The 14,854-nt window shown below is 70.9% G+C and carries 10 protein-coding genes; 6 read left to right on the top strand and 4 right to left on the bottom strand.

Going from position 1 to position 14,854, the window contains the following annotated elements; translation table 11 throughout:
- The first annotated feature begins 7 nt into the window (after positions 1-7).
- Complete coding sequence (locus tag EDF23_RS13480; RefSeq protein WP_123936875.1) at positions 8-448, top strand: hypothetical protein; 441 nt, start codon at positions 8-10, stop codon at positions 446-448.
- Between the two features lie 395 nt (positions 449-843).
- Positions 844-1,284, top strand: a complete 441-nt coding sequence (locus EDF23_RS13475; protein ID WP_123936874.1) for a hypothetical protein — start codon at positions 844-846, stop codon at positions 1,282-1,284.
- 111 nt (positions 1,285-1,395) lie between these two features.
- On the opposite strand, the gene EDF23_RS13470 is transcribed toward EDF23_RS13475, so the two are convergent.
- Complete coding sequence (locus tag EDF23_RS13470; RefSeq protein WP_123936873.1) at positions 1,396-1,989, bottom strand: hypothetical protein; 594 nt, start codon at positions 1,987-1,989, stop codon at positions 1,396-1,398.
- Between the two features lie 252 nt (positions 1,990-2,241).
- Between EDF23_RS13470 and EDF23_RS13465 the strand changes: the two genes are divergently transcribed.
- Genes EDF23_RS13465 through EDF23_RS13455 form a run of 3 tightly spaced genes read left to right on the top strand, consistent with a single transcriptional unit; the run spans position 2,242 to position 10,682 of the window.
- Entirely contained in the window at positions 2,242-5,001 is a 2,760-nt protein-coding gene (locus tag EDF23_RS13465) for a hypothetical protein (protein WP_131921928.1), read from the top strand.
- Complete coding sequence (locus EDF23_RS13460; protein WP_131921927.1) at positions 4,998-6,410, top strand: hypothetical protein; 1,413 nt, start codon at positions 4,998-5,000, stop codon at positions 6,408-6,410. Before EDF23_RS13465 ends, EDF23_RS13460 begins: the two co-directional genes overlap by 4 nt.
- 36 nt (positions 6,411-6,446) lie before the next feature.
- Positions 6,447-10,682, top strand: a complete 4,236-nt coding sequence (locus EDF23_RS13455) for an FtsK/SpoIIIE domain-containing protein (RefSeq protein WP_131921926.1) — start codon at positions 6,447-6,449, stop codon at positions 10,680-10,682.
- 88 nt (positions 10,683-10,770) lie between these two features.
- Here EDF23_RS13455 and EDF23_RS13450 read toward each other — a convergent pair whose 3' ends face one another.
- From EDF23_RS13450 to EDF23_RS13440, 3 genes are read right to left on the bottom strand one after another with little or no spacing between them, the layout of a single operon-like run.
- A complete protein-coding gene (locus EDF23_RS13450; RefSeq protein WP_131921925.1) occupies positions 10,771-12,774 on the bottom strand; it encodes a serine/threonine-protein kinase in 2,004 nt (667 codons plus the stop codon).
- Between the two features lie 56 nt (positions 12,775-12,830).
- Positions 12,831-13,670 (bottom strand): mycothiol synthase, encoded by an 840-nt coding sequence (mshD, locus tag EDF23_RS13445; protein ID WP_131921924.1) that lies wholly within the window; start codon positions 13,668-13,670, stop codon positions 12,831-12,833.
- Positions 13,670-14,353, bottom strand: coding sequence for a response regulator transcription factor (locus EDF23_RS13440; protein WP_123293289.1), 684 nt, complete (start codon positions 14,351-14,353; stop codon positions 13,670-13,672). The genes mshD and EDF23_RS13440 overlap by 1 nt, the downstream gene beginning before the upstream one ends.
- Before the next feature lie 178 nt (positions 14,354-14,531).
- Between EDF23_RS13440 and EDF23_RS13435 the strand changes: the two genes are divergently transcribed.
- The gene (locus EDF23_RS13435) at positions 14,532-14,813 is read left to right on the top strand and encodes a hypothetical protein (protein WP_123936868.1); all 282 of its coding nucleotides are present in this window, start codon (positions 14,532-14,534) and stop codon (positions 14,811-14,813) included.
- Positions 14,814-14,854 lie beyond the last annotated feature (41 nt).

Raw genomic sequence — 14,854 nt, 5'->3', positions numbered from 1 at the left:
GTTGCAGTTGACGAGATCGGCGCTCGAACGCACAGCGCAGAGAAGGCTCGTGCGCAGGAGGCGGATTCTTGCTTCCATCGTCCTGGCGTTCGTTGTCTTGGTTCCGCTGCTCGGCTTCTTCGTCGGACCGATAACTTTGAAGGCGTACGACGCCGGACATCGGGTCGAGCCGATCTGCACAGTCAGCTCGGCGCACAGCAGCATCGATTCCTCTCGTTCGTTGAAGGGCGTTGGGTCGTCGACATCTCAAGTCGTGTTCGAGACGTCTGACTGTGGAACGCTCGTGCTGCAGTGGGGTGTCACGCGCGACAACGAGGAGGACATCGCCCGAGGTGTCGACGAGGGCGGGCGTTACAGATTCGACGTGGGAGAGGGGTCCTACAACATGCGGGGATTCCTGAACGCAATCCGCCAAGCCGTCTACGTGAAGAGCTTCGAACCCGCTTGACCTCGCATCTGCCATTGACGACCATGCGCTCGACCGAGCCGAGGGCGTCCGCCACGGGTTTCGGAACCAGCCTCGGCGGAAGCTGGGTGTCGACGAAGGCAAGTAACCTCGCGCTGTCGAACATCCACATCGAGCCTCGCTTCCCGCAGCCCAACGGACGCCACGTGTGGACTCCGCAGCACGCGGAGGCGCCCAACGTCACCTTGGTGAACAGGGTGGTGACGGCTGGCGTTGATCGCTTCGTGGGCGGCGTGCAGGGCGGCGTGAACGAATTGGTGCGGCCTGGCGGAGACGGGCCTGTGCAAGGGTTCACCAACGGCTTGTTGTCAGGTGCGGAAGGCCCGAAGTACTCGACACCGAGACGTGTGGCTGGGTAGACGGAGAAGGGGCAGAAGTTGGAACACGAAGCGAGGAGCGCGGATGCTTCGCGGAGGAAGCGAAAAAGAGGAAATGTTCTCGTTTTCTCCGCTCTCGGTCTCGCGGCCCTCGTCACGATCGGCATCGTTGGTGGCGGACAGGCCTTCAGGGCGTACGACAAATCCCACCAGATCGAGGAGACCTGCGAAGTCCGGACCGCTGTGGCTTCATCCGGTGGCTCGACATCCTCGAGGGGTATCGGCACGCTTTTCGATCAGGTCGAGGTCGACACGAAGAACTGCGGGCCTTTGGTCCTGCGGCGAGGAGTGACCGAGCAGAACAAGGAAGACATCGCGGATGAACTGGGTGCCGCTGGCAGTGTCCAGTTCCGCATCGGAGCGGCATCATTCAAGTGGCGCGGAGTGCTGCACACGTTCCGGACGCCTGTGATCGTGGAGTCGTACGTGGCTCGTGAATAGCTCGGAGTGGACGGCTTCGATCGCCAGGCTTGTTGCAGGGTGACCTCCGGAGGATCATCGGTTCACGGTCGGTCGAGGCTCGTTCCGGCCTGAGGGTGACTGAGGCGCTCGTCAGTGCCCGAAGACCCGGACGAAATCGTTCCACTGCGCCGGCGCACGCTGCTCGAGCCATGCGCACAGTTCCGGGTAGGCCGCATCGATGGAGATGACGCTGATGACGCCGCGCTGCCCGTTCACCTTGATGTCCAGGCCGCCGAATCGGTTGGTGGTGGGACGGATGTGCTTGATCGCCGTCGGGTCGATGGTCCGTGCTGCGCGGAACATCGGGGTGACCACCAGCTGGGAGTCGTACGCCTCGACGCGACGGCGCTTCTGCCCGACGCCGAGGTAGACGAACAGGATCCCGAACAGCACCATGGCGACAGCAGTGATGAGCATCCCGATCGCGTCAGGGTCGTCGAGCAGCGTAAGCGTGGCGAGGAAGAAGAACCCTCCCACGACGATGAACACAATCCCGATGATCCGGAGCAAGAGGTAGTTCCACCGGCGTGCGCGGACGGTGAAGAGCACGCCGTACGCCTCGTCGCCCACGACGGTGGACGGTGGTCGCTTGCGATCGCTGCGGCGGACGAGCGCGCTGACGGCGGCCGGGATCGCGATCATCGCGAGCAGCGCGATGAGGACCGGCGAGAGGTTGAGTGTCACCGATCTGCGCCCGGTCGTGCGTGCGGACGTCGTCGTTCGATGGGCCCGAAGCCCTGGTCCCCCTGGATCATGCGTGCAGAGTATCAGCGCGGTTGTGGAAGGCGAACGCGCAACTCACCGGATGCGATACGTTGTATTCCAGTCGGGGCGTGTGGCCCGAACGGGGGCGGCCAGGGCGGCCGATCGACGCGGACCCGACGCCATCGAGCAACTAGCATCGATGTGCTCGACGATTCTCTTGGGGGGAAGACCGTGATCAACCAGCGTGCCGGGAACACCGGAGCACGAAGCACCACTCGCCGGCTCGTGGGGGCGGTCGCCGTCACCGGCATCGCCGCTCTGGTGCTCGCCGGGTGCACGTCCGACGACAAGCCGGTGGCTGACCCGTCACGGATCTTGCAGACCGTCGACACGCGTCTGGCCGAGGACGGCTCGATCACGTCGATCTCCGACACCGCGATCTCCGTCGCGGGCAAGGACTCCTCGTCAGCGACGACCGACCACGACCCCGCGAAGGCGGCTGGTGACCTCCCGCTCCGCATCACGACGCAGTACTCGACGTCGAAGAAGACCGGTACCGACCTTGCCGACCTCGACGGGTACTCGGGTCGTATCGCGATCGACCTGACGATCGAGAACCTCACGGTCACGTCGAAGAACCTGACCTACGACGTCGCCGGGACCTCCCGCTCGACGCCGGCGCTCGTGGGTGCACCGTTCAGCGTCGCGGCCTCGACCGTCCTCACCGGCACCGCGGCCGACCGCATCGTCACCGATGCCGCTGACTCCGGTTCGTCCACGGACGGCGTCGTCAGCACGAACGAGGACGGGGACGCGGTCGTCCAGTGGGGTCGCCTGCTGGCACCGCCGACATCCGGCGCGAGCAGCACGCTGCACCTCGTCGCCGACGTCAAGGACTTCACGGCACCGACGTTCGACGTCGCCGCGCAGCCCGGGCTGTCCACGGACCTGTCCTCGACCGGCGTGGTGAACGCGGCGTTCGGGTCCGACAGTGACTCCGAACTCGCGCTCCAGCGCCGCACCATCGACCTCATCTCGCAGGTGAACGAGGTGCTCGCACGAGCGGGCGGCACGATCACCGAGGTCCGGTCCAACCTCGAGACCACGTCGAAGACCCTCGGCGTCAGCACGGCCGAGCGGCTCAAGGAGAGCAGCTCGTCCTTGGCGGGCACCATGCGGTCCCTGTCCGGCGAGCTCGGTTCCCTGAACGGCGACCTCGGCGCGACCGTGAAGGCGACACAGTCCACCGTGCTGCAGCAGCTCCAGCAGACCACGACGAGTCTCGACAGCCTGCTCGGCGACACCTCGGCGACGGCACCGGCCACGGTGCTCGACGGCAACGGGTGCGCGGCGACGCCGAAGACCTCGACCGCGGGCGGCAGCGTCTACGGCAACCTGCTCCGCGTCTCGTCGCAGCTCGAGGGCTACGCCGACGCGAGCGAGGCGTGCAAGCAGCAGGTCAGTGCGCAGTTGGCGGGATCCGTCGGCCCGGCGTCACCGGACGCAGCGACGTGCGCCCCTCAGGAGGCCCGTGGATCGTTGACCTGCGCGCTCTGGGAATCGTCGCGTGCGGTGAGCACCTCGTTGATCGGTCTGGTCAGCACCGGGCAGCAGCTCGCCGACCAGCTCGACCCCAAGCTCGCGGACACGGCGATCGAGCAGTCGAACGCCCTGCGCGCCAAGCTCGGCGAGATCGACACCGCGGTCCAGGCCCTCGGAAGCGACGGCACCGGCGAGGTTGCTCGCACCCTGCAGGCTTTGCAGGACCTGCGTTACCAGACCGCCGACGACCTCGGCCCCGTGCGCGACGCCGTCACGACGGTGAACCGGCAGGCAATCGCAGCGAGCGGGCTCGTGGGCAACGCCGGCGATGGTCTGTTCAGCACCTCGATGCAGGCGCAGAACCGTGAGGTCGCCGACCAGCTCTGCGCCTTCGCGGCAACCGACCAGCTCGACGCGGAACAGGCGGATGCGCTGCGGGGCTACCTGACCGCGACCCCCTGCCCCGGCGCCGAAGAGGGCACGACGCTGAAGCCCGGTGGACGGTTCAGCACCCCGATGGATGAACGCCTCACGGACCAGGCGAAGCAGTGGGACGCGGTGATCGCGGCAACCGATCTCCGTTCCGCGACCGGCATCGGTGCCGCGATCACGACGCTGTCCGACGACGTCGATGCACTCGACGACGGCATCGAGGAGGTGCGTCGAGCGGTGCGCAATGACGGGGGTTCGGTCGACGGCGCAGCCCGCCAGCTCGAGGAACTCGTCGAGCAGGCAACGAAGTCGAGCGATGTGGTCGGCACCCAGCTGACCGCGATCAGCGCCCAGCAGACCGAGCTGCAGGACGCCGTCCGCAAGGCCTTCGCAGACGCGTCCACGCAGTCCGAGAAGGACGTCCAGGAGATCATCGACCAGCAGGTGCGGCAGGTCAGCGAGACGGCGAAGGGCAGTCGTGACGCCGTCATCTCGGCCTTCGACAAGTCGATCGCCGGCCTCCGGTCCACCTCGGGCGAGGTCACGAAGGACTCGAAGGGCACGATCGACGAGCAGAAGAGCACGCTCGAGCAAGAGGGTTCGGAGCTCTCCTCCGCGGTCGACCGGCAGACGGCGTCCAGCCTCGAGCGCATCGCGGCCAGCACGAGCGCCTCGACGCGCGACGTGCAGGGTGCCTCGACGCTGCTGACCGGCGACCTCAACCGCGTGATGCTCGACCTGGGCGACCGCAAGGTCAACGGCTCCGGCATCCTCGGCGCCATGGCCACGAGCGCGGCGAAGTCCGACTCCGCCGACTACCAGCTCGCCCTGGCGTCGCAGAACGCCGCGGGCTACGCGAACGTCCGGGCCGAGGACGTCGCCGGCATCCTGCTCCAGCAGGAGCAGTTCCGCGCATCGCTCGATGCGGCGACGACGCTGCCGGCGTTCCAGTTGAAGGTCCCCGCCAGCGCGACGTCGACCACGCTGTACACCTACCGGATCGGGGCCGACCGATGAGTGACCAGACGACCGAAGCAACTGCGACCGAGGGCGCTGACGGAACGCGTCCGAGCAGCCGCCGTCCGCTGCTCTTCGTCGGCATCGCGGTGCTCCTCGTGGCCGCGGTCGTCGCCGCCGTCCTGACGTTCCGGGCGTTCGGCAGCAGCACCCCGGCCGAAGCGGTGTCGGCGACCGTGCCGGTGAAGATCACCGTGGCACACGTCCCGGCGAAGACGAAGATCGGCATCATCGTCACGCTCGGAGACGGCGAGGGATCCGAGTGGAACGAAGCGGCGCAGGGCGCGCTGGTGGCGGAGCGTCGGCTCGCCCTCGGCGGCACCGACGTCGCGCTCGTCACGAAGAACGACGGCGGGACCGCTGCCGGGGGCACGGCCGCGGTCGACGCCCTGGCGAAGAGCGGCGTCGCGGGCATCGTCGTCGCCTCGTCGGGCAGCCACGTGTCCGGCGCCCTCACTGCTGCTGCGGCGAAGGGCATCCCGGTCGTCCTGCCCTACGCTCCGGCGGAGAAGGACTCCTGGTCGACGGCGCCGGCCGCTGACTCGATCAGCAAGGCGATGACCACGGCACTCGGCGACGCCGACGCGCCACTGCTGGTCGACCTGGGCGGCGGCGCTCCGGCAGGCCTGCGGGTGGCGCACGTCCTGGACGGGGACGACACCGCGGACGCCGCAGTGCTGGCCACGACCGTCGCCGAACGCACCGGCGCGACGAGCAACGAGCAAGATGCCGATGCCGATGCCAATGCCGACGCGAAGACCCCGACGCCGGACTCCGACGCCGTCGTCGTCAGCGGCTCCGCGGAACGCCAGGGTGCCTTCGTCGCCGCGCTCCAGGCCGAGAACGTCACGGTGCCGGTCGTCCTCACGCCGGATGCGACGAGCCCGGCGTTCGGCGCCGCACTCGTCGAGGCCGGCGGCAGCCTGAGCGGTTCCTTCCGGACCGTGGGCGTCGCCACCGACGACGCTCGAGCGCTCGCCTCCGACGCCGGGGGCCGCGCGATGTCCGCCTTCCTCGGTGGTGTCCGGGTGCTCGTCGGCGATCAGGACGCCGAGAACCTGACCGGTGACCAGCCGTTCTCGGCGGTCGCGGGCGCAGCGGACTCGCGTAGCCACGACGCCGTCATCGCCCTGGTCCGCGCCGTCGGCAACGCGCGGAGCGTCGACCCGGCGGACGTCACCGACGCCCTCGCTGCGCTCGACCTCGACGCCGATGCGGGCATCGCCGGTCCGGCGCTCGACTTCACGCAGCAGCAGGCACTCGGCGCGCACGCGACGGTGCTCGCGGCGTCGGCACAGCAGCTCGGTCTCCGTCCGGCCAGCACCGCGTCCGGCGACGGCACCGGGAGCGGAACCGACGCTGCCCGGACGGCGTCGCTCGTCTGGTTCGACGACTCCAGCACGGACTGACCCACCCACGCACCGACCCGGAAGAGGAACGCGAGCATGCGCCTGTTGATCGAGCTCGACGACCGACGTGAAGCGGTCGAGGTCGACGGGTGGTCCGGCGCATCCTCGCTCGGGGAACTCGTGTCCGCGGCCGTCGGCCTCACACTCGAACCCGGCACCACGCTGGCGGTCGACGGGCACCGCACCAGCGTCGACACCCCGCTCCGTGACCTCGTGCTGCTCGAGGGCTCCCGTATCGGCCGCACCCCCGAGGACCGTCCGCTCGGCACCGACGGCTGGACCGTCACGCTCGCCGGCGGGCTCGAAGCCGGGCTCGTGGTGCCGGTCCCGCGCGGGCGGAAGCTCGTGGTCGGACGGGCGCCGCAGGCCGACGTCGTGCTCCCCACCGAGAGCGCGTCGTGGGAGCACTGCACCGTCGAGCGCGAGGACGACGGCGTCCGGGTGCGTGATGCGGGATCGACGAACGGCACCGTCATCGCCGGGGAGCGCATCGACGCCGAGGGCGTCCTGCTCAGCGGGACGACGAGCGTCATCGTGGGCGGGGCCGTGCTGCTCGTCCGGCCGGCGCTCGACGAGGTGCCCGTGCCGGCGGCCGGCTCGATGGCGAACCTGACCCCGGCGGCGACGGCGCCGTTCAACCGTCCACCGCGCGCCGGACGGACCTCCGACGCCGAGACGGTCGTGCCGCCCGGACGCAAGGACGTGCCACCGGCGTCGAAGTTCAGCTGGATCACCGTCGCCGCGCCCCTGGTGCTCGCCGGGGCGATGGTGCTCCTGCTCGGCGACGCACGGTTCGCGCTCTTCGCCCTGCTCTCCCCGGTCACCGCGATCGGCATGTGGTTCGAGCAGAAGCACCGCCGCGCGAAGAACCTGAAGGAGGAGGACACCCGCTTCGCCGAGGCCGTGGAGTCCTTCCGCGGTGAGATCTCCGAAGCCGCGGCCGTCGAGGCCGCCCGCCGCCAGGAGCTCGTGCCCGATCCGGCGACCGTGGTGCGGCGAGCCGAGCTGCCGACCACCCTGCTGTGGCAGCGCCGCTCGGATGACGAGGACTTCCTGAGCCTGCACGCCGGCACCGGGGACGCTCCTTGGCGGCCCGAGGTCGACCAGCGTGCAGCGTCCGCGAAGCTCGAGGACGAGGCGAAGGCCGCCATCGCCGACAGCCGTCTGACGGCCGCGCCGGTGGTTGCCGACCTGTCCGACGCCGGCGTCGTCGGGATCGTCGGCGACCGTCAGGGCGCCCTCGCCCTGGCGTGCAGCCTGCTCACGCAGGCCACCGTGCACTGCGGTCCAGCGGACCTGACGGTGGGCGTCTTCTGCGACGCGGGCCGCGCGGAGGACTGGGGGTGGGCCTCCTGGCTGCCGCACGCGCGTGTGGCGGGGAGCAGCACCGGCGCCCGCTGGATGTCGGCACAACGCGACCAGAGCGCGGCGATGCTCCGTGGCCTGCGGGAGTCGCTCGACGAGCTGCCGACGCCGAACCTGCTCGTCGTGGTCGACTCCGAGGTGCTCACCGAGGGACGGGACGCCCCGGCCCGCAACCTGCTCGGCCAGGGCCGCTCGGTGCCCGGGCAATCCCTGCGCCCGGGGGAACGACCACACCGGGTGAGCGGGATCGTCATCGCGACGAACGAGCAGCAGCTCCCCGCCGCCTGCACGTCGATCATCACGGTCGGTGCCGATGCCGCCGCCACGGTCTACCGACCAGAGGACCGGACCCGTGTCGAGGACGTCGTGCTCGCCGGCCTCAGCGTCGAGACCGCTGAGCGCAGCGCGCGCAGCGTGGCGCACTTCGACGATCCTGAACTGCTGGTGCCGGGGGCGTCCTTGCCCTCGCTCGTCCGCCTGCCCGAGCTGTTGTCGAGCGAGGGGATCCGCGCGGCGTGGGACGCCCGCACGGGCTTCTCGACCCCGATCGGCTCGTCCGAGAGCGGTGTGCTCGAGATCGACCTGGTGCGCGACGGTCCGCACGGCCTGGTCGGCGGCACGACGGGTTCCGGCAAGAGCGAGTTCCTCCGGTCCCTCGTGGCCGGGCTCGCCGCCCGGAACGACCCCACCCGACTCAACTTCCTGCTCGTCGACTTCAAGGGTGGTGCGGCCTTCGCGGCGTGTGAGCGCCTCCCGCACACCATCGGCACGATCAGCAACCTCGACGAACAGCTCGCCGACCGTGCGATCCGGGCACTCGAAGCCGAACTCGAACGACGTCAGCGGGTGTTCGCGGCAGCCGGAGCCGACATCGACAACCTCGATGCCTACCTGGCGACGAAGCCGGTCGAGCCGATGCCGCGGCTGCTGCTGGTCGTCGACGAGTTCGCGATGCTCGCGAAGGACTTCCCGGACGTCCTGACGTCGCTCGTCAGCATCGCGGCCGTCGGCCGAACGCTCGGCGTCCACATGATCCTCGCCACCCAGCGGCCGGCCGGTGTGGTGAGCGAGGACATCCTCGCGAACACGAACATGCGGGTCGCCCTGCGGGTGCAGAGCCGCGAGGACTCGACGAACGTCATCGGTGTCCCCGCCGCAGCCGGGATCGGTCGACAGCAGACCGGCCGCGCCTACGTGAAGCTCGGGCAGGACGACATCACCCCGGTGCAGACCGCTCTGGTCACGGGCCGAGCCCGTGACGAGCGTGCCGAGCAGCCTGTCTCGGTCCGACCGACCGACGTCTTCGGCGTGCCTGCTCCGATGCCCACCCCTGCTCCGACGGCGTCCGACGTCACCGACCTCGACCAGCTCATCGAGGCGATCGGGCAGGCGAACGAGGCAGCCGGGTACGCCCCGCCGCGTCCGATCTGGCCCGAGGCGCTCGGCGAGCGCGTCGAACTGGCGGCCCTCACCGCCCCAGGCCCGGGAACCGACCCGCGCCCCGCGACGGTGCCCGTCGCCCTCGCCGACGACCCGGACCACCAGCGCCAGGTCACCACCGGATGGGACCTCGACGAGGGCAACCTCATGCTCATGGGCATCCCCGGCAGCGGGACGAGCACCGCCCTCGCCACGATCGCGCTCCAGCTCGCCGCCGCGTCGAGCCCCGACGAGCTCGACCTCCTCGTGCTCGACATGGGTCCGGGGGACCTCGCTCCGCTCGCACAGCTACCGCACACGACGGCCTACGTCGGCTCCGGTGCGGGTGCGGGGGAGCTGCAGACGCGGTTCCTGCGGCACCTCCGCGTCGAGCTCGAGCGTCGCCGTGCGGCACCCGGTGGGCGCCGTGCCGTGGTGCTCATCGACGGCCTCGCCGCCCTGCGCGACGAGTACCAGGACTTCGAGGGGCAGCAGCTGCTCGACGCGCTCTACCGGGTGTACGCCGAGGGTCCGGCGCTCGGCATCTCGTTCGCGGTCTCCACGACGCGCGCGAAGGCGGTGCCGTCGGCGATGGACGAGGTCACCACGCAGAAGTGGATGTTCCGCCTCGCGGATCCCTACGACTACGCGTCCATCGGGGTCCGCCCCAAGGACGTCCCGCCGCCGGTGCCCGGCCGCTTCATCGACTCGACCAGGCGGCTGCAGTCGCACGTCGCGACGCCGGACGTCCCGCTCGCGCAGGCGGTCGCACGGATCGCGGAGATCCGGTCGGACGGTACGAAGAAGGCCAGTGCGGTCGGCCGGCTGCCCGACGCTGTGCTCGTGGACGAGCTCGGTGCCGGAGCGGTGTTCGCGGGTGAGCCCTGGCGGATCCCGATCGGCATCGCCGAGGACGACCTGCAGCCGGCGTCCGTCGAGGTCTACGACGGCGAACACGTGCTCGTCGCCGGCCCGGCGCGGTCCGGCAAGTCGAGCGTGCTCCTCGCCGTCGCCGAGCTCGCACGGACAGCCGAGGGTGTCCGTCCAGCGGTCTGGGCGATCTGCGACCGCCGGTCGCCGCTCGCCTCGGGTTCGTTCGACCGCATCGCCGTCGGCCCGGACGAGGTCCCGGCCCTGTTGGCCGGGCTGCGGCTCGAGCGTGGACCGGTGCTGCTGTTGATCGACGACGCGGAGCGGTTCGAGGACGGCGACCAGGCCATCGCGACGCTGCTCACGACCGAGCGCCCCGGACTGTGCGTCGTGGCGGCCGGCCGGTCCGCGGACCTCCGGTCGCTGTACAGCCACTGGACCCGAGCGGTCCGGAAGTCCCGGTGTGGCGTCCTGCTGCAGCCGGACGTCGACTACGACGGCGAGCTCCTCGGTGTCACGCTCCCGCGTCGTGCACCGGTCGCGCTGACCGTCGGCCGCGGCTACGCCGCTTCAGGCGGGACCGTCCGTCTCGTGCAGACCGCGTCTGCTGTCAGCTGACGGAGACGCCGAGACCGTCGACCTGGAGGCCCGTGGCTGCGTCCGCCACGGACGGCAGGATCGACCCGCAGTCACGACCAGAGCGCGCTCAGTCGCGCGTCGTGATCCCGAAGGGCGAGCTCTCGAGGTTCGTGAAGTTCCCCACCGTCGCCCGCACCGTGCACGACGGCGCGACCGACAGCGCCGTGACGACCAGCCCGTCGGACGACACCGCCAACGCCCCCGAGCAGCCGTCGGCGAACCGCACGCCGGACTCCCCGCCGGCCACGTCGACGAGCATCTGCGACGGGCGTCCCGTGGCGGGACTGCGGTAGAGCGGGTTGAGCTCGTCGGCACCGTTCGGCCACACCGGCACCAGGGTGACCGGCAGGGCCGTCTGACTGACCGTGCGGTCGGGCGTGCGGACCTCGACGCCCTGCAGCCGCTGGACCGGGTAGGCGGTCCCGCGCACCGAGTCGTCGCTCACGGCAGCAGTGGTCGCCTCGCCGACACTGTCGAGCCACGTCTGCAGCGCCGCGCCGTCCGTGACGGAAGCGAGCGGCACCGAGGCCTCGACCGTGACGTCGCCGCCGGCGGGAACCTCGACCCCGGACAGGGCCCAGGCGCACGCGGTGTCGACACCAGTCAGCGAGGGCTGGTTGCGCTTCGCCGAGATGCCCTCGCCGGACCAGGTGACCGCGGGGCAGGACGCCCCCGAGCGGGAGCCCGGCACGACTTCGAGGAACGGACCGGTGAGGGTCGACGCCTGCGCCGCGTACGTGACGCGCAGGTCGACGGTGCCCTTCGCGGGGTCGATGGTCGCGCGGCGGGTGGTGGCGAGGCCCGTGGGCAGTGGGCGGTCCTGCTGGTAGGCGTTGGCGGCCTGTGCGGTCGCGGTGCCGGCGCCCGGCGTCTTCCGCAGCGCACCGGGCAGCCACACGACGCCACCGACGACCAGTGCGGCCACGAGCACGACGCCGATGCCGCCGAACAGGAGCGCACGGTTCGTCAGCCACTCGGGACGGGCGAACCGACGCGCCGGTGGGGGCTCGGCAGCGGGGGCGGCCGGCAGCGGCTGTCTGGCCATCGGCCGGATGACGGTCTGCGATCCGGCCGGGCCCAGTTCCGGAGCCGGCCCTGCCAGGGCTTCGTCCTCTGGTACCCCGGTGTCATCCCGATCAGCATCGCGCTCGGGACGGACCCCGCGGACCACGGTGGCGGGCCGCTCGACCTCGTCGAACGCGTCCGGGTCGCTCGTCGCGGCCAGCGCAGGGGCCGAGGCGAGGGACCGGGCGAGCCGCCGCAGGGTCGCCGCCGCGTCCGCTGCTGCCGGACGGCTGTTCGGGTCCTTCGTCAGCAGGGCGGACACCGCGGACCACAGCGCATCGGGCACGTCGAGCGGCGGTGGGTTCGAGGTGACGTGCCGGTACGCCACGGCGAAGTCCGTGCCGGGCCCGGCGAAGGGCGTGCGGCCGGACAGCAGCTCGTAGAGCATGACCCCGGCGCCGTAGACGTCCGCAGCGGGACCGGCGCGGCCGTGGCTGATCGACTCGGGCGCCATGTACTGCGGCGTGCCGAGGAGCCCGGTGGTGGTGCGCTCACGCTCGGCGACGACCGACGCGATGCCGAAGTCGGTGACCCGGACGTCGCCCGTCGCACCGGCGGCCCAGGGGGTCTGGAGCAGCACGTTGTCGGGCTTGACGTCGCGGTGGGTCACGTCGCGTTCGTGTGCCGCGGCGAGGGCATCGAGGGTCTCGGCGGTGATCGTCAGAGCGTCCCGCGGGGTCAGCGGACCGTTCGATGCGAGCAGATCGCGCGCGGACCCACCGGGCACCAGGTCCATGACGATCGCGAGCCGGTCGCCCTCGACGACCAGGTCCCGCACCCGCACGATCGAGGGGTGCTGCAGCGCGAGGAGCACCGAGCGCTCGCGGACGAAGCGTTCGACGATCTGCGGGTCGGCGGCGAGCTCAGCGCGGAGCAGCTTCGCAGCGACGTGCTCGCCGGTCGCGGTGTGTTCTGTCCGCCAGACCTCGCCGGTGGCACCGGTCCCGAGCAGCTCGACCAACCGGTACGACGCACCGAGTGGCTCACCCTGACCGTACTGCGCCACTGCGTCCCCGACTTCCCGATTCCCCCGTTGGCCGACCCCTCGCCGACCACGCAATGTTACCGGCCGGTCGGCGCCTCCGCCTGCTCCGGCGCGGCGTACTGCACGTCGATCGCGTGCTGCTCGAACCCGGACCGTCGGTAGAGCGCCAGCGCGGGTTCGTTGTCGCCCTCGACGTACAGTGCGGCGGCGGTCAGCCCACGCCCGGTCAACCGAGCAGTCCCCGCGCGCATGAGCACCCCGCCGAGCCGTTGCCCCTGCAGGTCGGGTCGGACGGCGACGGCGTAGAACTCGCCGATGCCGTCCTCGACCTTGAGCCAGCACGAGCCGGCGAGCTGCCCCGAGGCGTCGCGGAGCAGCAACAGGTCCTCGCCCGAGAACCAGGCGTCCGATTCGCGGGCGTGCAGGTCGTCGAGCGTCATCCGCCCCTGCTCGGGGTGGTGCGCGAAGGCCGCGGCGTTGAGGGCGAGCCAGTCGGCCTCGTCCTCGGTGCCGGGTCGGAAGGCGGACAGGCTGTACCCGGCCGGAACGTCGGCGGGAGCCGCGTCCGATGACGGCGCGCCACTGTCGATCGGCGCCCGGAGCTGCAGCAGCGTCCGTACCGCGCGCCAGCCGAACCGATCGGCCAGGGCCCGCGCTGCGGGGTGGTCCCCGTGTGCCCAGGCGAGCACGGGAGCGGCCCCGCCGCCCAGGGCGAGCGCCTGCGTGACGAGGGCGGTGCCGGTGCCGCGGCCACGGGCCTCCCGGTCGACCACGAGTTCCAGCTCGCCGTCGCGGACCACGGCGACCCCGTCGTCGACGGTCAGGACCGTCGCGCGCCCGGCGCGGACGTCGACGAGGGTCTGGTCCGAGAACGACGGTGCTTCACCGGGCACGACGAACCGTGCGAGGTCCGGCACTACTGGCCCATCAGGCGCTCGGCCTCGTCGTCGTAGACGTTGAAGCGGTAGCCGACGTTGCGGACGGTGCCGATGAGCGACTCGAGGTCGCCGAGCTTGGCGCGGAGACGTCGGACGTGCACGTCGACCGTGCGGGTGCCACCGAAGTAGTCGTAGCCCCAGACCTCGCTGAGCAGCTGCTCGCGCGTGAAGACCCGGGACGGGTGCGTGGCGAAGAAGCGCAGGAGTTCGAACTCCTTGAACGTCAGGTCGAGCGGCCGGCCGCGGACCTTCGCCGAGTAGCTGGCCTCGTCGATGACGACACCCGACGCCTGGATCTTCGAGCTGGACTGCCCCTTGGCCGCACGGCCCGCGGACAGCCGGATGCGGGCGTCGATCTCGGCCGGGCCGGCGCTCTCGAGCACCACGTCGTCGACGTTCCACTCGCTGTTGACGGCGGTCAGGCCACCCTCGGTCACGACGAGCACGATGGGCGTCGTCGAGCCGGACGAGGCGAGGATCTTGCACAGGGCCTTCGCGCTGACCAGGTCGGTGCGGGCGTCCACGAACATCAGGTCGCTCTGCGGCGCGTTGACCAGTTGTGCGGCCTCGGCCGGCACGTGACGGATCCTGTGGCTCAGGAGACCGAGGCTCGGCAGGACGTCGCCGGGCGCGGTCGAGGTGAGTACCAGGAGCTGTGCCACAGGACCTCCGCAGGTGGATGACGTCGTGGACACATCCTAGTGATGCTCGGGAAGTCCTCATCCGGCCGGACGGTTTGCACGTGAAGCCGCAAGCGCCGGGCGCGGGGCTGCGCCCGCGCGCCGGGCGCGGAGCCGCTGTGCCTGCGCGCCGGGCGTGACCCCTGTCATGATGGAACGCGTGACCCAGCCAGTGCAGCCCACCGACCAGCGGCGCCTCAAGCTGACGTCCGTCCTGCCGGTCTGGATCCTGGCCGTCGTCGGGGCGGTGCTCGTCCTGACGCTCGCCGAGCGCGACGCCTTCGCCTGGCTGCTGCTCGTCTTCGTCGCCTGCGTGATGGTGAGCTTCGTGCTCCAGCTCATCACCGCGACGAAGGACGGGCTGGTCGAACGGATCAGCATCGCGTCGTCCGGTGCCTTCGTCGTGGTGCTCGTCACCGCGGTGGTGCTCCTGGCGCGTTGAGCCGAGCCGCGTAGACTCCGGGGCATGGATTCGCTGCTTGC

Source organism: Curtobacterium sp. PhB128 (assembly GCF_004340725.1).
Taxonomy (GTDB): domain Bacteria; phylum Actinomycetota; class Actinomycetes; order Actinomycetales; family Microbacteriaceae; genus Curtobacterium.
The sequence above is the reverse complement of the archived record's forward strand: the minus strand, read 5'-3'. Positions and strand labels throughout refer to the sequence as shown.

Coding starts and splice junctions, on each gene's coding strand:
- EDF23_RS13460 (WP_131921927.1), top strand. CDS start 4,998: ATGAGTGACCAGACGACCGAAGCAACTGCGACCGAGGGCGCTGACGGA.
- EDF23_RS13455 (WP_131921926.1), top strand. CDS start 6,447: ATGCGCCTGTTGATCGAGCTCGACGACCGACGTGAAGCGGTCGAGGTC.